A 21,409-nucleotide genomic window follows, 5' to 3' on the forward strand; every position below is an offset into this window, starting at 1 on the left:
GAGGAGAACTGGTGAGACAACTCAAGCCCCGCCGGGCAATGACGGCATTCGTCGCCCTGGTAGCCGCCGCCGCGCTGACCGCGTGCGGTGGTTCCGGGTCCGGCACCGATTCCGGTCAGGACGCCCTCGAGGCGCCCGGCGCGGAGGTGCTCGAGAAGGCCACCGACAAGACCACCATCGAGTTCTGGCACGGGATGAAGGGCGCCAACGCCGAGGCGATCGACAAGCTGGTCGCCGAGTTCAACGCCCAGAGCGGTGGCAAGGTCGAGGTCAAGCCCATCTACCAGGGCAACTACGACGAGACCATCGCCAAGTACAAGGCCTCGGTGCAGCAGAAGAGCACTCCGGCGCTGGTGCAGATCTACGACATCGGCTCCCGCTTCATGGTCGACTCCAAGCAGACCGTGCCGATGCACAAGTTCATCGACAAGGACAAGTTCAACGCGGGCGACATCGAACCGAACATCGCCAACTACTACTCGATCGACGGCAAGCTGCAGTCGATGCCGTTCAACACGTCCACCCCGCTGCTGTACCTGAACAAGGAGGCTTTCGTCCGGGCCGGCCTCGACCCCGCGAAGCCGCCGCAGAACCTCGACGAGATCGGGGAGATGGCGAAGAAGCTGACCGTCAAGGACGCCGGCGGCAAGACCGTCCAGTACGGCTTCGGCGCCGCCATCTACGGCTGGCTGGTGGAGCAGCTGATCGCCACCGACGGCAAGGAGTACTGCGACAACGGCAACGGCCGCAAGGGCCTGGCCACGAAGGTGCAGTTCGACCAGGAGACCGGCGTGCGCGTCGCACAGTGGTGGGCGGACCTGGTGAAGGGCGGCTACGCGACGAACACCGGCCGCAAGACCGACGACGCCCAGGCCGCCTTCAAGGCCGGCACGGTGGCGATGCACCTGGAGTCCACCGGCGCCATGCGCGGCTACATCGAGGCGGCCAAGGGCAAGTTCACCGTGCTCACCGCGCCGTACCCGAAGGCGAGCGCCGCCTCGACGGGCGGGCCGATCATCGGCGGCGCCTCGCTGTGGATCAACGGCGTCGGGCACAGCGACAAGGAGAAGCGGGCCGCCTGGGAGTTCGTGAAGTTCGCCCTGACCCCGGCCCAGCAGGCCAAGTGGCACACCGGCACCGGGTACGTGCCGGTCAACGCCAAGGCGCTCGACGAGCAGATCGACAAGGACTGGGTGGCGCAGTACCCGCAGTTCAAGACCGCCGTGGACCAGCTGCACGCGCTGCCGCCGTCGGTCGCGTCGGCCGGCTGCCTGCTCGGCGTGATGCCGCAGGCGCGCAAGGCGTCGGAGGACGGCCTGGAGGCGGCGATCGTCGGTAGCAAGCCGGCCGACCAGGCCATGAAGGACGCCGCGGCGAGCGTGCAGGCCGCGATCGACAGCTACAACAAGTCGGTCAGCTGACCACAGCGTCACCGCCGAGGGGACACCTCGGGAAGCGGGGCCGGCTCCGTCGGAGCCGGCCCCGCTTCGTCGATGGGGCCGTGCAGCATGGTCCTCAGGGCGTACGGGTAGTCGGTGATCATGCCTTCGACGCCGAGGTCCAGGGCCCACCGCCAGAGCTCCGGCGAGTTGACCGTCCACGGCACCAGGGTCATGCCCGCCTCGATGACGCGGGCCGCCTCCTCGGGCCGCAGTCGGCGGATGTCCGGGTTGACCGAGAAGATCCACCCGGCGAGTTCGGTCAGCTGCCCGCCCGCCGGCACGTCGTAGCTGATCAGCGAGACCGGGACATCGGGCAGCTGCGGGTGGAAGTCCCGGAGCGCCTGCTCGTCGAAGGACCCGACGATCAGCGGCTGCAGGCGGTCGCCCGGCTCGATCCGGTCGCGACGCCGGCGCAGCCGAGCGACGACCGCCCGCGCCAGCCCGGGATGCACGGCGGGCGACTTCAGCTCGAGGTTCAGGCCGACCCGGTCTCCGATCAGGTCGAGCAGTTCGTCGAGGGTGAGGATCTGCTGGCCGGCGAAGTCCGCGTCGTACCACGCCCCGGCGTCGAGTTTCTTCAGTTCGGCCACGGTGAAGTCGCGCACGTTCCAGGGTGCGCGGTCCGGAAACACCAGCGCTGCGTCGGTGGTGCGGGCGAGCGTCACATCGTGGATGAGCACCAGCTCCCCGTCGGCGCTGAGCTGCACGTCGGTCTCGATGTAGTCGGCGCCGTCGGCGATCGCGAGCTCGAAGGCGGCCGCGGTGTTCTCCGGTGCCAGGCCCGACGATCCCCGGTGCGCGTACGTCGCGGCGCCCCGCCTCGATGCCGGATTCGTGTTCATTCAGGAACTCCGTGGTAGGGGGGTGACGGCGGCTGTCCCACTCAGGATCGGGCGGGCGACCGCCCGTCGGCGACGAGGAGTTGGCTCCGGTCCCGCCCGACATTCATGCCGGGCGGGACCGAACCGGACTGACGCCGTTGTCAGCCCTGGATCGCGGCGAGCGAACGCCGTAGTTCCTCGGCGAGGTCCGTCAGCGCCGCCGGGTCCGAGCTGTCCCGCTCGACGTTCTCCACCTGACGGATCAAGGCGGCGAGCACCGGGCGAGCGGCGTTGGCCCCTGGCCCATTGAGCAGGTTCTCCACCACCTCCAAGCGGGAAGCCACCGTCGAGGCGGTCGGCTCGGCCACCCGGCGGCCGTCGACCAGCTCGGCGAGCAGTTCCCGCGCCGGGGCCAGGCGCGGGTCGCCGGACGCACAGTACGAGCGAGGCTGCGCGTCAGCGACCACGGTGTCCGCCCGCGCGTCGAGGAGCAGCGGGATCATCCGGCGGTGCGCCTGCGCCAGGGACACCGCGACGCCGTCGGGCCGTTCCCGCACCGCGATCCGGTGCGTACGCAGCAACTCGGCGAGCTGCGTGTCGTACTGCTCGGCCGGAAGCAGGTAGCCGCAGACGTTGGTCTCCAGCGGCCGGGTCCCGTTCTCGTCGAGGTAGACGGTGCCCTGGCCGGCCTTCGCCTCGGCGGTCGACTGCGCGATGGCGGTGCTGATGTCGGCGCTGTGCCGGGTGAAGTGCCGCAACGTCGCGTCGAGCACGAAGTCGAAGGCGCGGACGGCCCGGTGGCGCAGGTTCAACGTCCGGTTCGGGTCGCCGGTCTGCTCCTCGAGCCGCCCGGCGATGGCCCCGGAGCGCACCTCGTTGAGCAGGCCCAGGGTGTTACGCAGCCCGGAGTAGTTGCGCATGATGGTCGCGTCGCCACGGGTCGCCAGCGTCGACCGCTGGGCGGTGTAGCCGACGGTGGTGGCACCGCCGATCAGCGCCTCCTGCACGAGGGCCTGCGCGTGGTCCTGGACGGGCTGGCCGACGTTCGGGTGCTGGGCCCAGTTCGGGACCACCGAGTGATCGCAGCAGTTGTGGCCGTCGAGCACGACCTCCGGCTGGTAGCGGTTCAGCACCTCGACCGCCGCCCGCGCCTCCGGGGACTGCAATGCGAGGTAGTCACGGTTGACGTCGAGACCCTGGGCGTTCTCGCGCCGTCCCGCGAAGCGTCCGTCCGGGTTGGCCGTCGGGTTCACGAGTACGGCGTGCTCGGCCAGCACCCTGGTGACGGCGGGATCCTCGGTCAGCGCGAGATCGCGGATGAACCCCAGGCACGACTCACGCGGCGTCCATTCGTTGCCGTGGACGGTGCAGTTCACGAAGAGGGTCGGGCGCTGGCGGATCTCCTGCTCGTCGGGGGCCGTCGGGTAGCCGATGCGGGCCAGCTGGATCGGCCGCCCTTCCACGCTGGTCCCGATCCGGTCGACGGCGACCCGCTCCGACCGCGTGTCGATGTCGGCGAGGAACTGCTGTTCCTGCGCGTACGTCGTCAGCTGCCCGCCACTGGCCTCGAACGGCGTGGGGGTGTCCGCGAAGGCGTTCGGCGGAGCGGTGACCACGAACGGTTGGGACCACGTCCCGGGGCCGAGCAGCGCCGACACCCCACGCACCCGGTAGCGGGCCGCCGCGCCGGGGGCGACCAGCGGGTCGGCGTACGCGGCCAGGGTCCAGGGCGACGCGATGAGCTTGCCGTCCCGCTCGACCTCGTACCAGTTCGCGCCGTCGACCTCGGCCCACCCGATGGAGATCTGCTTGGCGATCGGGCGGCTCTCGACCGACGGCGGGCCGGGGACGACCGGCTTGGCGACGATCCCGTCCGGGGCGCGCGGGGCGCTGCCGGCGGTCGCCACGCCCAGGTACGCCCACTCGGTCACCGTGTCGCCGCCGGTGGTGTGCCCGACCCCGATCCGGCCGCTCTGGTGCACGGAGTCGGTGACCTCGATCATCCAGCCGGCCGGCTCGTCGGCGCCGTACGGCCACACCTTGAACCGCAGCACGTTCTGCTGGCGCTGCAGCACCGTCTGGTACCACATGTTCGGCACCGGCGCGGCGGCCAGGTTCGGGCCGTTGCGCAGGGTGCTGAAGACGCCGTTGTGGTAGCGGTTGATGCGGTACCTCGCGCTACCCGACTCGCCACGGAAGTCCACGTAGTACGCGTTCTCCGCGCCCGCCGCGCCGCCGGCGTGCAGGAGCAGGACGTTCTGTGTACCCGAGGTCGAGAAGATCCGTACCAGAGCCGAGACCTCGACGTCCCCGCTGACCTCGCCCACGACGTCCGGGCTCAACGCCTGCCGGCCGGAGGTCGTGGCCCGGTGGACGAGCCGGGCCGGATCCGTCTGGACCAGGTACTCGGAGTTGCGCCACACGCTGGACCAGCCGGCGGGTGGCGCGCCGGGGGTCTGCCCCCGGAAGTCGATGGCGTGCGGCGGGGCGTCCGCGGCCGCCGCCGGCGCCGCGGCCACCGAAGAAAGGGGTACGAGGAGGGCGGTCATGAGGATGGCGGTGCGCCGGAGCCACCGCTTGACTGTGAACTGCGATCCCATGGGCAAACTTCCGTCGGGGGCACGGAGATGGGCGGACGCGCACGTCCTCCACGGCCGGATTCCGGCTCGGGTTCCACCTGTCGGGCGAGACTACGATCATCGTCGTGCCTGGTCAGGCGAGTGACTCACTCTTGAGGAACTCCTGAGACAACTACCGCCCCAATTGCGCCCAACGCCGACATGACGGGCGGCCGTGAGCGGCCGGCTTCGACGGCTAGCCGGCCGCGGCGACCGCCCGTGCCCCGGAGGTCCGACGCCCGGCCTTGCGGGTCGACCGCCGACGGAGGCCATCATTCGTCCCCACTGACCTCCGTTGGTTCTGACCGATCGGTGAGGTCTCCGGAGCGGGGCGCGGGTGGTCGCACGATATCGGGCGTGACGCCGTTCGGCCAGGAGTCCAGCAGCGCCTCGACGGCCTCCGGGGCGATCGTCCGTAGTTGGTCGTACAACGGCGTTTGCAGCACGTCAGTTGGCTGGAGCAGGGGTGCCGCGGCACGGAGTTCCGCGATCGCGCGGTCGGGGTCTCCGGCGATCAGGAAGGCTATGGCGCGGAACTCGGCGCGTCGGAAGGGCGTGATGCCGTTGTCGACGCCGTGGGTCAGTGCCTGTCCTGCCAGCGTCACGCTCTCGTCCCGGTCGACGGAATGGACGGCTACGGCGAGCAACACATCGGACTCAATAGGGCTGGGCGCGCCCAGGCGGATCGACTCCCGCAGCTCCACCGCCGCCTCCTCCACGCGGCCGCACAACAGGAGAGCCTCGCCCCGGTTGGCCTTGACCAGGCTGGATGTGGGGTTGATCGTCGCGGCCCGGGTGAGTGCCTCCAGAGCCTCCGCGTACCGGCCCATGTTGTTGAACACGATGGCGGCCATGCAGTGCGACCGGTAGTCGTCGGGATCGACGTCGATGCCGGTGGTGATCGTGGTTGCGGCCTCCTCGAAGTGGCCAGCGGCGCGGAGCGCCTCGGTGAGCACCTGGTAGCCGACGCTCGCGTCAGGTCGGTGTTCGACGGCTTCACGGCCGAGCGCGATCGCCTCGTCGTGGCGGTGCAGGGCTCCCAGCTTGAGTCCGAGGTTGGTCAGGTAGACGGGATTCTCCGGGGCGATCCGGAGCGCCTCCTTGTAGGCGACGACCGCCTCCTCGTGACGGCCCAGACTGCTGAGGATGTAGCCGTGCATCCCGTGTGTTTCATGGCCGGCGGGATCGAGTTCCACAGCCTTGCTGATCTCGTACCGGGCCTCCTCGGAACGCCCGGCCGCGTGGAGCGTCTCGGCGAGCATGCCGCGGCGATTCGCGTCATGGGGATTGCGTTCGACCGCCTTCCGGTACGCGTCCACCGCCTCGTCGAGGCGCCCGAGGCGACGCAGCACGCGGCCGAGATTCGTGAGGTAGAGCGGGTTGGACGGAGCCAGCTCGTGTGCCTGGCGGAGCGCCACCACGGCGTCCTCCTCGCGGCCGAGCCGGTCGAGGATGGCGCCGTGGATCGCGTGGGCGACGGGATCGGACCGGTCCATGGCCAGGGTGAACGTGATGGTCTCCAGGGCTTCGGCGGACCGGCCGGCCGCATCCAACGCCCCGGCGAGAGCACGATGGCGGATGGCGACATGCGGCTCCAGGGCGACCGCACGTCGGTACGCTTCCACCGCGTCGTTGTGCCGTCCACTCTGCTGCAGCGCGATACCGAGGTTGAACTGGTACTGCGCGGAGTCTGGTTGCCGTTCCACCGCGCGCTCGTGATCGGCGAGCGAGCCCCGCAGGCCTTCCTGGTACGCGGTGCGGAACGCCGAGGCGATCTGCTCGCTCCACCCGAGCTTGGACCGGAAGTGTTCCAGGATCGTGACGCCGTCCTCACGCTCGCCGGGCGGTCGGGTTTCACCCGCCTGCCGCACCAGCCTGAGGGCCAGCTCGTGGTGGTCGTTCTGTTGCGCGCCGACGGCGGCGTACCACCCGCTGAACTCATGCTCCGGGTATCGGAGGACGGCGTACGCACCACCGAGATAGAGCGCGGTGAAGTCGTCGTTGTCGAACCGGCCCTTGAGCCAGTCGAGCAGCGCAGCCGAATCGTGGAGCAGGTTGCTGTCCGGGTCACCGCTCGCCACACGTTCGGCGACCCACAGCGCCGCCTCGTGTGGGCCCCACAGGGGGTCGACCGCGATGCTCAGCCGGAGTATGCCCCGCGCGAGATCGGAACCGATCAGCATCGCGTTCTTGGCCGTGAACACCCGCCACGCCGTCCACCGCCGGGTCTCCGCGTAGGTGATCCACTCGGACAGGACCGACGCGACCTTCGAGATGCTGTCCAGCACGCTGTGGTCGACCGGCTCCGGCGGCCTCAGCCTCCCGTCCCGTACCTCGGCCTTCAGGTCGGCGAAGATTTCCCGAACGACCTGCCGGTACTCGGGGAACGACGTCTCCAGGAAATCGAGGGCGGCGACCTCATCCTCGGCCTCGACGTAACTCTCGAACTCGTCGCGTTGCTCGTCGAGCATCAGCTGGGCCAGCCGCTTGCCGACCCGCATCTCCATGGTGTCGTAGAACCACTGCGCGTGCTGGCGTGCCTCCGCCTCCGAGCGGACCGCGAGACCGAGTTCGGTGAGCAGATCCCGGTCGATGACGATGCCGGGGAGCTCGGGCGAGTCGTCCTCGATCGTCCCGCCGTCCTGCAGCCCCCGTGCCGTGGTCAGCAGACGCTCGACGACACTGCGGTCCACGGGCGCGCGCTGCAGGAACTCGAAGATGATCGGATAGCCGCCGTGCTGCCGTCGCGCCAGCGCGTCGAACGCATCCAGGTCGGGGGCGACTCCGGCGCGAGCGAGGCCGAGGACGAGCCGGTTGCGCCACATGGTCGGCATCTCGTGGGCGACCTCCTCGGTGGCCGCCGACAGGGCGCCGCCGCCCAGGGTCTTGCCGAGACTCAGCAGCGCCTCGCAGCGCAAGGCCCAGTCCAGCTCCGGAGCCCGCGCGACCGCCTCCAGACATCGCTGGCCGGCGTCGCCACTCTCGGCCAGCCGCATGAAGATGTCCGGCCAGGACAGGAAGCTGTCCTCCTGGCCGTCACGCACGAGGTTCATCATGAGGTTCTCCGCCGCGGGGAACCCGTGCCGGATCATGTCGGTGACCAGGTCCACGCGCGACTGCGCCGGATGTTCCTGGGCGGAGGCGAGCTCGATGAGGGACTCCTCGTCGGCGAGCCCCGCGTTGTACCGGAGCAGTACCTCGGCCATCCGCATCCGGATCCATTTGTGCACTCCCCGGTCGCTGTGCAGGTGCAACGCTGCGTTGCTTCCGTGCGGGTCGCGTACCTCGACCAGGGCGCAGATGTGCCGGACCTTGAGGTCGAGATCGATAGCGCCGTGGTTGAGTTGCGCCACCAGTAGGTCCCGGCCCGCCCGTCCCTGTCGGGCCAGCGCTCTGGCGAGGGCCTCCCGCATCGTCCAGTGCACGGAGGGGTTGCTCAGCAGCAGCGCCGCCTCGGGAATCGCCTCGGTGGCCCCGTCCTCGACAAGTGCGAGGGTGAGCTCCGCCCGATCCTTGTACTGCGGGTACGGGTTTGCGAGGAGCCGCAGTGCCGGTGCCGTGACATCGGGCACGGCGGCGCGGAGCATCTCGGCGTACAAGCGGCACCTGATACTCCAGGTCATCGTCCGGTCGTCGGCGACCTCGCGCACCCCGTCGACTCCAGCCGGGCCGCACTCGAGCAGCGCCCGGCCGACCTGGACCCGCGCCGTGACGACCAACTGCCGATTGCGCAGCAACCGAATGGCAGCGGCGACCGCCAGATGGGCGTGCGGGCGCAGCGCGGACAGGAACGCGGCCAGATCCTCCCGGGCCGCCGACTTCCGTTCCAGCATCCCGAGGACCATGTCGGTGGCCTGACGCGTATTGAGCGCGACCAGGCCGGCGATCAGCCGGAACCGGACATTCGGCGGGCAGCCCGGTGCGACAACCACGGCCCGCGCCACTCGTACCGCAGCCTCGTCCCGCGCTTCGAGGAGGCTCGCTACGATCTCGTAACTGATTTCCGATGCCGCGTCGCCGTGGCCCTGTTTCCGTTCTTCCTGGACGTCAGCGGCCTCGTCGATCCGCTGGTGGGCCCATGTTCGTAGCCGGCGTGACCGGGATCGGAGCAGGGTGCCCAGCGCGCTGACGGCCCGTCGCCGTTCAAACACCAACGGGGATTCGGTGCCCGCCAGGATCGCGTCGAGAACCGCCTGAGCGGTGGTGTCGTCATCGTAGGCGGGCGCCGCGGCGATGACCTGGGCGGCCAGCGTGCGCTGGGTCACCCAGGGGTCGTTGCCCTCGGAGATGATATGAGCAACGAGTGGCGCGGGATCGGGCACCAGAGCGGCCGCGGCGACGATGACCCGCGTCCAACTGGTGTCGAGCCAGCGGTGCCGATCGATGCACGCGAGTTGACCGTCTGGTGGCAGGTGCAGCACATAGGTGGCGAGCAGCATCTCGCGCAGGATCGGGTGGATGAACCGTACGGTCGGGCGCAGTGGGGCGTCCGCGGCCTCCACCAGGATGCCGTCGTACAGGAACTCCCACAGCACCGGCTCGACGGCATCGGCCCGGGCCCGGTTCGCCGCCGAGTTGGCGCTCATCCGGACGGCCGCCGTGGCGGCCACGGCGTCGTAGTGGGGATGACGCCGGATGGCGGCGCGAAGATCCGCTTTCACGATGTCCTCGGTGCCTCCCCGCCAGCTGTCCTGCAGGTTCCCGATGACCTCCGCGAGCAACTGCATGCGCAGCACCGGATCCGGCATCGCCTCGCTCTCCGCCGGCACCCGGTTGCCGTGCCAGCGTCCGGACAGCAGGTGGCGCGCGACGTCGTGATAGAGCTGGGGGAGAGTGCTCCTGCGGTAGTCGCGGTGCTGGAGCGGGTCGGCCAGCCGGCAGAGGAACGACAGCAGCAGTGGGACCTGGGCAAGCTGCGCCAGCTCGGCCCGGTCGGTGATCGAGCTCAGGAGCGAGTCCGCCGACTGCGGCCGCTCCCGCAACCAGGTCCGGACGAAGTTGACCGTCTCCCGGGGGGTGAACCCGACCAACTCGAAGTCCTCACGATTGCCGATCGCGATCTCCTCGATGATCGGCAATGCCGCCGGTCGTGAGCACATCAGCACCGCGTTGTTGAGTGAGAGGAGTGTGAGCAGGTTCCTCTTCAGACGTCGGTGATGGCCGGTCGGCATCTCGTCGAGACCGTCGAGGCAGATGAGCATGCGGCCGTCGACCAGGGCGCGCTCCACCGCCGCCAGATAACCGCGCTCGTCGTTCTGCTCGGTCAGGCCGCTCGACAGGTTGGCCGTCAGCAGGGTCCGCGCCAGGCTGCTGACGTCGCTGCCGCCCTCCCGGTCGTCGCCCAGGGTTGCGCAGGTGAGGCGGGCGGGGATGATGCAGTCGTCGACCGATCCGCCCTCGTCGAGGTGATGCAGCGCCTGCCGCGCGACCTGGGATGCCTGGTGCGCGATGAGCCATGATTTCCCGAATCCCGGGTCTCCGGACACGACCGTGAGCCCGGACAGGGGGCGTTGGCTGCGCCAACGCTGGCGGAACGACAGGTCGGTCACGCTCATGTCGCGCTTGCCGCTGTCCGGTAGCCGGCGACGTAGCCAGATGGTTTGGTGCAGCGCTGCGGCGTCGACGCCCTCCGGCAGTACGTCGTGGCGTGATTCCGCTTCGCGGATCACGGCTTCGGCTACCGCCCGTGTCGCGACCACCGGGTCGGGGCCCTTGAAGTCGCCCGTCTTCGCCGCCTGCCAGGTCGGGTTCGCCCGGTGATGGAGCTCGCTGAGTCCCCAGGTGGGGTGTTCGTATCGCTGCAGCTCCGACATGGCGACGACGTAAGCGCCGTACGGCTTTCCGGCGCCGCGGGTCGCCTTGACGTAGCCGACGATAGCGCCGGCGGCGATATCGAGCACGGGGCCGCCGCTCATGCCGGGATCCACCGTCGCCTGTTTGACTTTGATGACGTCCACGCCCTGCACCGGAATGATCCCCTCGTACTCGAGGCGGGCCAGGTCGGGAGCGAACGCGTGGCGTGGATCGATCGACTTGCTGTAGCCGAAGGCGAGCAACTCCGTCGCCGGCCCCGGGTGACCCATCAGGACACAGGGCGTGTCCTCGAAGGTGCCGGGAGCGGCGTCGAGAATCGCGAGATCGGGCAACGGATACGGCTCGACGCCGGGTGCGACCGTCGGCGGATGTTGCACGCGTACCACCAGCGGCCGTTCGATTCCCTGCCGGTCGGGCGCGAACACCCGGCGTTGGACGGCACGGTCCACGACATGCGCGGCGGTGACGGCCAGGCCGGGCGCGATGAAGAACGCGGTGCCCAGCAACTGCCCGGCGGCGTCGGTCAGCGGCACGGTCGCCTGGCGGACCAGTTCCTCAAGCCGTTTCGTCACTATTCGCCTCCGGCCCGAATTGCCACCGCAAGGTGACCTTCACCGATGCCTCGGCCGCGGCTGCGCCGAAGAGCACGAGGAGTTGGCCGGTGTTCGCGTTGAGGCCGAGCCCCAACTCGACCTCGGCCTCCCGGGGCGCCAATGGTCGTATGGCGTTGCTGATCAGCTGGCCCACCTCCTGGAGCGTGGCGGTGATAATCCGGAAATCGATCGAACGGAACCGGACGTCCTGGACGACCCCCACGTCCTCGTCCGCCTCGGCGAGGGCGTCGTCGGTGGTGCGGAGCAGTACGGTCCGGCCACTGGGCAGCCGAGCTTCGGCCCAGAAGACTTCCTGTACGGAATCACTCGTGGTGGTCATGCGGGACCTCCAGACCGGAGTCACACTTGCCGGAGTCGTGCCGGGACGTAATGCCGTTGTGGATCGAGACTCACATGAGAGCGCAGGAATGCGCCCGGCGGCGATTCCACGAACGGGCTGATCATCGTGTCAGAAAGTGAGAGACGTCATCCGATCAAACGATGATCAGCCAGATATCCGACAGGTGCTTGCCGCTGCTATCTGCGCTCAGCTAAGGCCCGGAAAGATCTGTCGTGGGTGGCGCACGGCGAGATGGCACCGGGACAGCCGTATCCGCGCACGCCGGAGCGCTCCGGCAGCGGCTACGACGAGGCGCGGCCGTCACCCGGACCCGGCGGCCGGGGCGTAAGAAAAGAACTCCCGGGGTACGGGGATCGAATGCCGGACGTGGGGGACCTGATCGGAGACCGCTACCGCCTGGCCGATCGGATCGCTGCCGGCGGCATGGGCGAGGTGTGGCGCGCCGTCGACGAGACGCTGAACCGCACCGTGGCCGTCAAGATGCTGCACACGCGGTTCATCGAGGAGGCCAGCGCCGGCGAGCGGTTCCGCCGCGAGGCGCGGGCCATGGCGGCGTTGCGGCATCCCGGCGTCGCGGAGGTCTACGACTACGGCGAAGCGCCGCTGCCCGGCGGGTCCGGGCTCGCCTACATCGTGATGGCGTACGTGCAGGGGCAGCCGCTGTCGGAGCGGATCGCCGAGCTGGGCCGGCTGGACGTCGCCGAGACGCTGTCGATCGTGGCGCAGACCGCCCGCGCCCTGCAGGCCGCCCACGACGTCGGCGTGGTCCACCGCGACGTGAAGCCGGGCAACCTGATCATCGAGCCGGACGGGCACGTCGTCCTCGTCGACTTCGGCATCGCGCACTCGCCGGAGGCGACGGCCCTGACGGCGGCGAACCAGGTGGTGGGCACCGCCCTGTACATCGCGCCGGAGCAACTGACCCGGAGCGCGATCACGCCGGCCGCCGACGTGTACGCCCTGGGCGCGGTCGCCTACCACTGCCTCGCCGGGCATCCGCCGTTCCCCGGCGAGAACCCGGTCGCCGTGGCCGTGCGCCGCCTCGACGAGGAGCCGCCCCCGCTGCCCGACGACGTCCCGGCGGCCGTACGCGACCTGGTCGCGACCGCGATGGCCCGGGACCCCGGTCACCGGTTCCCGACCGCCGCGGCCCTGGCCGCCACCGCGGAGGCGGTCGCCGGCTCGCCCGGTCCGCCGACGCTCCCGACGCTCCCAGTGGCGGCGCCGGCGGCCACCGTGACGCAGGCACCGGAGGGCCGTACGCACCGAGGGGTCGGCGGGCGGCGGGCGGTCACGGCGGTCGCGCTGGTCGTGCTGGCCACCGCGGCGGCCGCCGTGGCGCTGGCTGACCGGACCGGCTGGTCACCCGGCCCGTCCGGGGTGCCGTCGCCTTCCGTCGTCACGTCCCGGCCGGACTCCGGCGGGGGTGATCCGGCGAACGCTCCCAGCGGGGCGCGGACGGCGGAACCCGATCCGGACCGGAGCGCGCCCGCCGCCGACGCCTCCGAGCCGGCGACGGAACCGTCGAACGACCCGCCGGGTGCGACGCCGTCCGCCACGGCCCGCCCCACTGCGGCGCCGACCGCGACGACGGCCGAGCCGACGCCGGACGCGACGGGCGACCCGGACAGCGGTTCTCCGTCGCAGCCGGCCCCTACTCGCTGAACCGACGGCTGCCCGGCCTTCTGCCCGCCGGGCCGCGAAGCGGACGCCCGGAGCGGCCGCACGTCCCGATCCCTTGCCTCCGGAGCGGCGCGTAGCTTACCTTCGCCTTTACGGTAATCGCTGTAGTTATCCTTCAGCGCACCTTCCGCCATGGAGGGCACCTTGAGAAGACGAGTGCTAGCCGCCCTGTCCGCCACCGTCCTCGCGTTGAGCCTGGCCACCCCCGCGAACGCCGCCCCGGAGACCGAATCCACCCAGCAGTGGCGCAGCTACTGGGTCGACGCGTTCAACGAGGGCATCTACACCCCCGCACAGGTCACCAAGCTCGTGCAGGACGCCAAGAAGATCAACGCCAACGCCCTGATCGTCCAGATCGCCCGGCGCTACGACTGCTTCTGCAACCGGGCGCTCTACCCGCGCACCGACGCGGCGATCGCCCCGGCCCCCTACGACCCGCTGGACGAGGTGATCGCGCAGGGGCACGCGGCGGGCCTGGAGGTGCACGCCTGGGTCAACGTCAACACGATGTGGAACTCGGCCACCCCGCACTCATCACCCGAGCACGTCTTCAACAAGCACGGCCGGTCCGCCACCGGCGCCGACCGCTGGCTCAACAAGCGGTACGACGGCCTGGAACTGATGGGCGCCAACGCCTACATGGACCCGGCCAACCCGGCCGCGACCAACTACACCGTCTCGGCGATCCAGAGCATCGTTCGTGAGTACGACGTCGACGGCATCAACCTCGACTACGTGCGCTACCCCGACTTCAACTCCACCACCACGCACAGCGACTGGGGCTACAGCGAGACCTCGCTGGCCCGCTTCCGCGCCGCCACCGGCCGCACCGACACCCCGCTGCCCTCCGACCCGCAGTTCTCCGACTGGCGGCGCACCCAGATGACCAACCTGGTGCGCAAGATCTACCTCGGCATGTGGGAGGTCAACCCGCAGGCGCGCCTGTCCATGGACGGCATCACCTACAGCTTCGGCCCGCAGAGCATGGGCGGCTGGGAGAAGACCCGGCCGTACGCCGAGGTGCTGCAGGACTGGAAGGGCTGGCTGGCCGAGGGGATCATGGACACGGTCGTCGCCATGAACTACAAGCGCGACTGGATGCCCGACCAGAAGCAGATGTACGACGAGTGGACCGAGGTGCTCGCCGACTGGCAGGGCGACCGGCAGTCGGTGATCGGGCCGGCCCTGTACCTCAACGACATCCCGGACAGCATCGCGCAGGTGCGCCGGGCGCTGGCCCCGACCGCGGCGGGCAACACCGCCGCCGGCTGGAGCGGCTACTCGTACGCCAACCCGACCATGACCGGGGTCAACCAGCCGCTGTCGGTCCGCAACGCGGAGCGGGACCGGTTGGCCGAGGCGCTGACCACCGGTCCGGACGCCCCGTTCGCCGACGAGGCGGCGGTGCCGGTGATGCCGTGGAAGGCGACCCCCACCGAGGGGCACGTGTCCGGCCGCCTGGCGCTGCGCACCGGGGCGCCGCTGGATCAGGCGACCGTCACCCTGCGGCCGCTGACCACCGGCGGCGAGCCGATCGTCCGGCGTACCGACGGCGACGGCTGGTTCGGCTTCGTGCACCTGCGTCCCGGCACCTACCTGGTGCAGGTCGACCTGCCCAACCGCGTGGTCGGCCCGCCGGTCGCGGTGGCCCAGGTCCGCGCCGGCGGGATCGCCGAGGTCGACCTGACCCGGTACGTCAAGTTGTAGCGGCCCCCGTTCCCGCCCGTCCGCAACGCTCGGACGGGCGGGAACCGCCGCCGCCGTCCGTATCATCTCGGCATGGCGCCGACGGTACGGATCACCCGGCGGGCGGTGCTCGCGGCCGCCGGCGGGCTGCTCGCCGGTTGCTCCCGGCGGCCCGAGGCCGGCGCGGTGCACCTGCGCCTGGCCACCGGGCCGGCCGGCGCGGTGTACCGGCGCATCGGCGGCGCGCTGGCCGAACACATCGCCGAGCAGGTGCCCGGCGCCACGGTGACCACCGTGCCGAGCGGGGCGTCCACCGACAACATCCGGATGCTCCGGGCCGGCACGGTGCACCTCGGACTGACCAGCCTGGACGCGCTGATCGCCGCCGACGGCAGCACGCCCGAGGGACTGTCGGCGATCTGCCGGCTCTACGACAGCCACCTGCACCTCGTGGTCCTGGCCGGTTCGGCGATCGACGAGTTCGGCGACCTCGCCGGCCGGCGCGTCTCCCTCGGCGCCCGGGACTCGGGCACCGAGTTCACGTCCCTGCGGGTCCTGGAGATCGGCCGGGTGAACGCCGACGGCCGGTACCTCAGCCAGGCGGATTCGGCGGCGGCACTGCGCGACGGCGCGATCGACGCGATGTTCTCCCTGACCGGCGTCCCGACCCCCGCCATCACGGAGCTCGCGCAGCGGCACTCGATCCGGATGATCCCGTTGGACGCGCAGGCGGGCGCGCTCTTCACGGCGTACCCCGGTCCCTACGCACCGGCCATGATCCCCGCGACCGCGTACGCCGGTGTCCCCGCCACCCGCACGGTCGCCGTGCCGAACGTGCTCCTGGCGCGCAACGACCTGCCCGACGACCTGGTCTACGCCATCGCCGACACGATCTTCACGCACACCGGGTCCATCACCTCCGCGAGCCGCGACGACGCCGAAGCCGTTCCCGAGGCGTGGCACATCAACGTGCGTACCGGAATCTCCACCGGATCGGCGCCGCTGCATCCCGGCGCGGCCGCCTGGTTCCGCGACCACAAGCGCTGACCGCGGATCGGCGACCCGGCCCGGCCCTCAGGCCGGCGCCGGGGCCTCGGACGACGACGCCACCCGCGGCACGGCCGGCAACGCGACCACCGCGGCGAAGCCGTGCCCGGACCCGTCCGGACGCGGCAGGCCGTCCGCCAGCCGCAGCTCGCCGCCGGCCGCCCCGACCAGGTCGGCGCAGATCGCCAGTCCCAGGCCGGTGCCGGACACGTTCTGGTGCCGCGGTGACCGCCAGAACCGCCGCAGCGCCTGGGCCCGCTCGGCGACGTCGATCCCCTGCCCGTCGTCCCGAACCGCGATCGTCACCACGCCGGCGGCCGGATCGCCGGCGTCCGCGCCACCGGGAGCGGCCCGGGCGGTCACCTCCACCACCCGCGCGCCCGACAGCCGCAACGCGTTGCTGATCAGCTCGTCCAGGACGCTGCCCAGCCCGCCCGGCGGCTCCAGCAGCCGCAACCCCGGCGGCACGTCGACCGCCAGGCTCTGCCCGGCCTCCGCCGTCAGCGCCCGCCACCGGTTCACCCGGGTCGCCAGCACCGCGTCGAGATCGACCGGCGACGCCGTGCGCATGCTCTCCATCCGTGCGCTGGCCTGCAGCGAGTTCAACATCCGCTGCATCGCCTTCAGCTCGTCGACGGCGACGTCATACAGGTGCCGCCCGTCGGGGCGCAGCTGCGGCTCCAGGCTCTCCACGGCCAGCCGGAGACTGGTCAGCGGGTTGCGCAACTGGTGCGACGCGTCGGACACGAACGCCCGCTGCCGCTGCACGGCGTTCTCGACCGCGTCCATCATGGTGTTGAACGATTCCGCCAGCCGCCGCAGCTCGACCGGGCCGGCCTCGGCATCGGCCCGGATGGTGAGGTCGCCCTGGGAGATCCGGGAACTGGCCGCGTCCAGCTCCCGCACCGGCCGCAACACCCATGCCGACACCGGCCAGGCGACCGCCACCAGCGCGATCAACGGCAGCAGGCCGAGCCCGGCGAGCCGGGCCCAGCGCACGAGGATGCGCTCGCGCGTCCCGGACAGGTCGGAGATCGTCACGACGGCACCGACGACCTCGCTGTCCCGGCCGACCGGCTCCGCGACCACGAGCGCCGAGTCGTCCCACGGCGCCCATTCCCAGGACGGTTCCGACCGGGCCCCGGCCAGCGCCGCGGTCACCGTCCGGGCCACCGCCGGCTCGGCCCGCGCCGCCTCCTGGTACGCGTCGGCCGGTCCCAGCAGCACGGTGCCCGACGTGTCGATCAGCGCGGCCGGGATGCCGTAGAGCCGGTGGTAGCGCGTCAGCTCCTGGTGCAGCGCCTCGGTCCGCCCGGTCGCCAGCGCGGTCTCGGCCAGCGACGCGAACCGCCCGACGTCGCCCAGCCGGTCGACGTAGGTCTCCTGCATCTCCCGCTCGGCCACGGTGACACTCAGCGGCACCCCGAGCGCCGCGACGAGCAGCACCGCGAGCGGCACCAGGACGACGAGCAGGCGGCGGTGCACGGCACGTCAGCCGATCAGCTCCGGCTGGTCGGCCAGGAGCCGATAGCCGACCCCGTGGATCGTCCGGATGAGCACCGCCGGCCGCAGCTTCTGCCGCAGGGCCGCGATGTGGGTGTCCAGCGTGCGGCTCGAGGCCTCCCAGGTCGCGCCCCAGATCTGGTCGAGGATGACGTCCCGGCTCACCACGTTCGGCGCCCGGCGGGCCAGCAGCAGGAGCAGCTCGAACTCCTTGCGCGTCAGTGGCACGGGCGCGCCGCCGACGGTGACCTCCCGGGTGCCGACGCAGATCCGCATCGGGCCGAGGACGAGCGGCTCGTCCGGATGGCTCAGCGCCCGGGCCGCCCGGGTGCGTCGCAGGACGGCGTCGATCCGGGCCAGCAGCTCCGGGATGCCGAACGGCTTGACGATGTAGTCGTCGGCGCCGGCGCGCAGGCCACGGACCCGCTCGTGCTCCTCCGACCGCGCGGTCACGGCGATGACCGCGGTCTGCGGGCGGTCCCGCAGCCGGCGGATGACGTCGAGGCCGTCGCCGTCGGGCAGGTTCAGATCGACCAGGACCACATCGGACGGGGCGGCGCGGACCGCCTCGGCGGCGGTGGCGACGCGGTGCACCTCGAAGCCGGCCTGGACCAGGACGGTCACCAGACCCCGCGCCACGCGGTCGTCATCCTCGATGACGGTGATCCGCATACCGGCGAATTGTACGGCCCGGCGCAGCCCCTGTCGGCCCGTCAGTTCTTGGGATTTCTCTGACACCATCCGCGTCCCCGCCAGCCGAGACTGAGGCCCACGCACCGACGGATGCGCATGCGTGGAAGAGGAGGCCCCGACATGACAACGACCAGGCACCGGGCCGCCGCGCGGGTGATCGCCGCGTTCGGCGCCCTCTCGCTGCTGGCCGCCTGCTCCGGCAACGGCGGCGGCGGAGGCGACGCCGGGAACTACCCGGACCGGAACATCACCTTCGTCGTGCCGTTCAGCGCGGGCGGCCCGACCGACACCGTCACCCGCATGATCGCCGAGCCGATGGCCGCGAAGCTGGGCGCCAAGATTGTCGTGCAGAACGTCGAGGGCGCCGGCGGCACGGTCGGCGCCGGCGAGGTCGCGCGGGCCGAGCCCGACGGCTACACGGTGCTGATGCACCACATCGGCATGTCCACCGCGCCCGCCCTCTACAAGAACCTCGGCTACCAGCCGCTCGAGGACTTCGAGATGGTCGGGCTGGTCACCGAGGTGCCGATGACCATCGTCGCCCGCAAGGACTTCCCGCCCACGACGCTGCCGGACCTGGTGACCCACGTGAAGGCCAACGCCGGGAAGGTCACCCTCGCCAACGCCGGCGTCGGCGCCGCGTCGCACCTGTGCGGCCTGCTGTTCCAGGACGCCGTCGGCGTCAAGCTCCAGGAGGTCCCGTACAAGGGCACCGGCCCCGCGCTGACCGACCTCGTCGGCGGCCAGGTCGACTTCATGTGCGACCAGACGACCAACACCAGCGGGCAGATCTCGGCGGGTCAGATCAAGGCGTACGCGGTCACCACCCCGGAGCGGGTGAAGAGCCTGGCCGATCTGCCCACCACGGCCGAAGCCGGGTTGCCGCAGTTGCAGGTCAGCGTCTGGCACGGCCTCTACGTGCCGGCCGACACCCCGCAGGAGATCGTCGACAAGCTCTCCGAGGCGCTGAAGGTGGCGCTGGCCGACCAGGGTGTGGTCGACCAGATGGCCAAGCTGGGCACCGCGCCGGTGCCGGCGGAGGACGCGACCCCGCAGGCCCACCGGGCGCACCTCGAGGAGCAGCTCGGCACCTGGGCGAAGATCATCGCCGATGCCGGGGTCGAGGCCTCCTGAGGTGGAACGCCGACGGTCCTTTCCGGACGTCCTCGCCGGCGGAGTCTTCGTCCTCATCGGCGCCGCCTTCGTGGTGGGGTCGCTCAACTACGAGTTGGGCACCCCACTGCGGATGGGTCCGGGCTACTTCCCGCTGCTGATCGGCGTGATCCTGGCCGTGCTGGGCCTGCTGATCGTCGGCAAGGGGCTGGTCGCCGGCGAGGTGGTCGCGTTCGGGGCGGTCCCGTGGCGCGCGATCGGCGTCATCGTGGTCGCGGTCGTGTTCTTCGGCTACACCGTCCGGCGTCTCGGGTTCGTGCCGACCTCGGCGGTGACCGCCCTGCTCATCACCCTGGCCAGCCGGCAGGTGCGGTGGCTCACGGCGCTGGCCGTGGCCGCCGGGCTGACGGCGGCCAGCACGCTCATCTTCGTCGTCGGACTCCAGCTGCGGATCCCGCTGTGGGGCCCGTGGCTCTCGTTCTGACGCCCGGTCCGGATTGAGGCATGGAACTTCTCGACAACCTCGTGCTGGGCTTCTCGACCGCCTTCCTGGTCCAGAACGTCCTCTACTGCTTCGTGGGCGTGCTGCTCGGCACGGCGGTCGGCGTGCTGCCCGGCATCGGGCCGACCGCGACGGTGGCGATGCTGCTGCCGATCACGTTCAGCTTCGAGCCGGTGACCGCGCTGATCATGCTGGCCGGCATCTACTACGGCGCGCAGTACGGCGGCTCGACGACGGCCATCCTGATCAACCTGCCGGGTGAGTCGTCGGCGGCGGTCACCGCGCTCGACGGGCACGAGATGGCCCGGCAGGGCCGGGCCGGCCCGGCGCTGGCCGCCGCCGCGATCGGGTCCTTCATCGCGGGCACCCTGGCCACCGTCGCGCTGGCCGTCGCGGCCCCACCGCTGGCGCGGGTCGCGTTGCAGTTCGGCCCGGCGGACTACTTCTCGCTCGTGCTGTTCGGCCTGATCGTGTCGATCGCGCTGGCGCGCGGCAGCGCCCTCAAGGCCCTGGCGATGATCGCGCTCGGCATCCTGCTCGGGGTGGTCGGCCAGGATCTCTACACCGGCGTGCCCCGGTTCGTGTTCGACCAGCGCGAACTGTACGGCGGGATCGACTTCGTGTCGGTCGCCGTCGGCATGTTCGGGGTCGCCGAGATCCTGCGCAACCTGGAGAACGAGCAGACCCGCACGGCCGTCGTGAGCCGGGTACGGAACCTGTGGCCGACCCGCGAGGACCGGCGCCGGATGGCCGGCCCGATCCTGCGCGGCACCGGCCTGGGCAGTGCGCTCGGCGTCCTGCCCGGCGGCGGCCACGTGCTCGCCTCGTTCACCTCGTACGCGGTCGAGAAGCGCATCTCGAAGCGGCAGGAGGAGTTCGGGCGCGGGGCGATCGAGGGCGTCGCCGGCCCCGAGTCGGCGAACAACGCCGCCGCGCAGACGTCGTTCATCCCGCTGCTCACCCTGGGCCTGCCCGCCCACCCGGTGATGGCGCTGATGGTCGGCGCGTTCATCGTCCACGGCATCACCCCCGGACCGAACGTCATCACCGACGAGCCGGCGCTGTTCTGGGGCCTGATCGCCTCGATGTGGATCGGCAACGTGCTGCTCGTGCTGCTGAACCTGCCGCTGATCGGCGTCTGGGTGCGCATGCTGCGCATCCCGTACCAGGTGCTGTTCCCGATGATCATCCTGTTCGCCGCGATCGGCACCTACTCGCTGAGCTTCAACGCGTTCGACGTCTACGCGATCGGGTTCTTCGGGATCCTGGGCTACCTCCTGATCAAGTGCGGGTGCGAGCCGGCGCCCCTGCTGCTCGGCTTCGTCCTCGGCCCGCTGCTGGAGGAGAACCTGCGGCGCGCACTGATCATCTCGCGCGGTGACGCGTCGGTCTTCCTGACCCGCCCGATCTCCGCGGTGCTCCTGGTCCTGGCCGTGGCCGCGCTCGTCGTCGCCGTCCTCCCGGCGATCCGCAAGCGCCGCGAGGTGGTCTTCGCCGAGGACGAGTAGGAGAGCCGCACGACGGCCGGCGCGG

At 71.0% G+C, this 21,409-nt stretch carries 13 protein-coding genes; 7 read left to right on the forward strand and 6 right to left on the reverse strand.

Annotated elements, in window-relative coordinates; all coding sequences use genetic code 11:
• The first annotated feature begins 11 nt into the window (after positions 1-11).
• Positions 12-1,421, forward strand: a complete 1,410-nt coding sequence (locus tag EV376_RS19115) for an ABC transporter substrate-binding protein (protein WP_130325138.1) — start codon at positions 12-14, stop codon at positions 1,419-1,421.
• Positions 1,422-1,429: 8 nt separating this feature from the next.
• Here the strand turns inward: EV376_RS19115 and EV376_RS19120 are convergent, their stop codons facing one another.
• The 4 genes from EV376_RS19120 to EV376_RS19135 all read right to left on the reverse strand — a co-directional run bounded on the left by EV376_RS19120 (position 1,430) and on the right by EV376_RS19135 (position 11,628).
• Positions 1,430-2,284, reverse strand: a complete 855-nt coding sequence (locus EV376_RS19120; protein WP_130325140.1) for a glycerophosphodiester phosphodiesterase family protein — start codon at positions 2,282-2,284, stop codon at positions 1,430-1,432.
• A 140-nt stretch (positions 2,285-2,424) separates the two neighbouring features.
• Positions 2,425-4,863 carry a M14 family zinc carboxypeptidase gene (locus EV376_RS19125; RefSeq protein ID WP_130325142.1) on the reverse strand — a complete coding sequence of 813 codons (2,439 nt, stop codon included), beginning with the start codon at positions 4,861-4,863 and terminating at the stop codon, positions 2,425-2,427.
• A gap of 290 nt (positions 4,864-5,153) precedes the next feature.
• Positions 5,154-11,228, reverse strand: a complete 6,075-nt coding sequence (locus EV376_RS19130) for a tetratricopeptide repeat protein (protein ID WP_130325143.1) — start codon at positions 11,226-11,228, stop codon at positions 5,154-5,156.
• Positions 11,229-11,250: 22 nt separating this feature from the next.
• Positions 11,251-11,628 (reverse strand): CU044_2847 family protein, encoded by a 378-nt coding sequence (locus tag EV376_RS19135; protein WP_130325145.1) that lies wholly within the window; start codon positions 11,626-11,628, stop codon positions 11,251-11,253.
• A 378-nt stretch (positions 11,629-12,006) separates the two neighbouring features.
• On the opposite strand from EV376_RS19135, the gene EV376_RS19140 reads away from it, so the two are divergent.
• The 3 genes from EV376_RS19140 (at position 12,007) to EV376_RS19150 (ending at position 16,065) form a co-directional block, all read left to right on the forward strand.
• A complete protein-coding gene (locus EV376_RS19140; protein WP_130325147.1) occupies positions 12,007-13,314 on the forward strand; it encodes a serine/threonine-protein kinase in 1,308 nt (435 codons plus the stop codon).
• Positions 13,315-13,476: 162 nt separating this feature from the next.
• Positions 13,477-15,039, forward strand: a complete 1,563-nt coding sequence (locus tag EV376_RS19145; protein WP_486482696.1) for a family 10 glycosylhydrolase — start codon at positions 13,477-13,479, stop codon at positions 15,037-15,039.
• 72 nt (positions 15,040-15,111) lie between these two features.
• Positions 15,112-16,065 (forward strand): TAXI family TRAP transporter solute-binding subunit, encoded by a 954-nt coding sequence (locus tag EV376_RS19150; RefSeq protein ID WP_207228214.1) that lies wholly within the window; start codon positions 15,112-15,114, stop codon positions 16,063-16,065.
• A 27-nt stretch (positions 16,066-16,092) separates the two neighbouring features.
• On the opposite strand, the gene EV376_RS19155 is transcribed toward EV376_RS19150, so the two are convergent.
• Entirely contained in the window at positions 16,093-17,550 is a 1,458-nt protein-coding gene (locus EV376_RS19155) for a sensor histidine kinase (protein WP_130325151.1), read from the reverse strand.
• Positions 17,551-17,556: 6 nt separating this feature from the next.
• A complete protein-coding gene (locus EV376_RS19160; protein ID WP_130325153.1) occupies positions 17,557-18,240 on the reverse strand; it encodes a response regulator transcription factor in 684 nt (227 codons plus the stop codon).
• Positions 18,241-18,381: 141 nt separating this feature from the next.
• Between EV376_RS19160 and EV376_RS19165 the strand changes: the two genes are divergently transcribed.
• The 3 genes from EV376_RS19165 to EV376_RS19175 are packed head-to-tail and all read left to right on the forward strand — an operon-like array spanning position 18,382 to position 21,384.
• Positions 18,382-19,395 (forward strand): tripartite tricarboxylate transporter substrate-binding protein, encoded by a 1,014-nt coding sequence (locus EV376_RS19165; RefSeq protein WP_130325155.1) that lies wholly within the window; start codon positions 18,382-18,384, stop codon positions 19,393-19,395.
• 1 nt (position 19,396) lies between these two features.
• Positions 19,397-19,858, forward strand: coding sequence for a tripartite tricarboxylate transporter TctB family protein (locus EV376_RS19170; RefSeq protein ID WP_207228216.1), 462 nt, complete (start codon positions 19,397-19,399; stop codon positions 19,856-19,858).
• Positions 19,859-19,878: 20 nt separating this feature from the next.
• The gene (locus EV376_RS19175) at positions 19,879-21,384 is read left to right on the forward strand and encodes a tripartite tricarboxylate transporter permease (protein ID WP_130325159.1); all 1,506 of its coding nucleotides are present in this window, start codon (positions 19,879-19,881) and stop codon (positions 21,382-21,384) included.
• Positions 21,385-21,409: the final 25 nt, after the last annotated feature.

This window comes from Micromonospora sp. CNZ295, assembly GCF_004217535.1.

What these genes read in the sequence shown, in the direction of transcription:
- EV376_RS19165 (WP_130325155.1), top strand. Translation starts at nt 18,382, where the DNA reads ATGACAACGACCAGGCACCGGGCCGCCGCGCGGGTGATCGCCGCGTTC.
- EV376_RS19150 (WP_207228214.1), top strand. Translation starts at nt 15,112, where the DNA reads ATGGCGCCGACGGTACGGATCACCCGGCGGGCGGTGCTCGCGGCCGCC.
- EV376_RS19160 (WP_130325153.1), bottom strand. Translation starts at nt 18,240, where the DNA reads ATGCGGATCACCGTCATCGAGGATGACGACCGCGTGGCGCGGGGTCTG.
- EV376_RS19140 (WP_130325147.1), top strand. Translation starts at nt 12,007, where the DNA reads ATGCCGGACGTGGGGGACCTGATCGGAGACCGCTACCGCCTGGCCGAT.
- EV376_RS19125 (WP_130325142.1), bottom strand. Translation starts at nt 4,863, where the DNA reads ATGGGATCGCAGTTCACAGTCAAGCGGTGGCTCCGGCGCACCGCCATC.
- EV376_RS19175 (WP_130325159.1), top strand. Translation starts at nt 19,879, where the DNA reads ATGGAACTTCTCGACAACCTCGTGCTGGGCTTCTCGACCGCCTTCCTG.
- EV376_RS19135 (WP_130325145.1), bottom strand. Translation starts at nt 11,628, where the DNA reads ATGACCACCACGAGTGATTCCGTACAGGAAGTCTTCTGGGCCGAAGCT.
- EV376_RS19120 (WP_130325140.1), bottom strand. Translation starts at nt 2,284, where the DNA reads ATGAACACGAATCCGGCATCGAGGCGGGGCGCCGCGACGTACGCGCAC.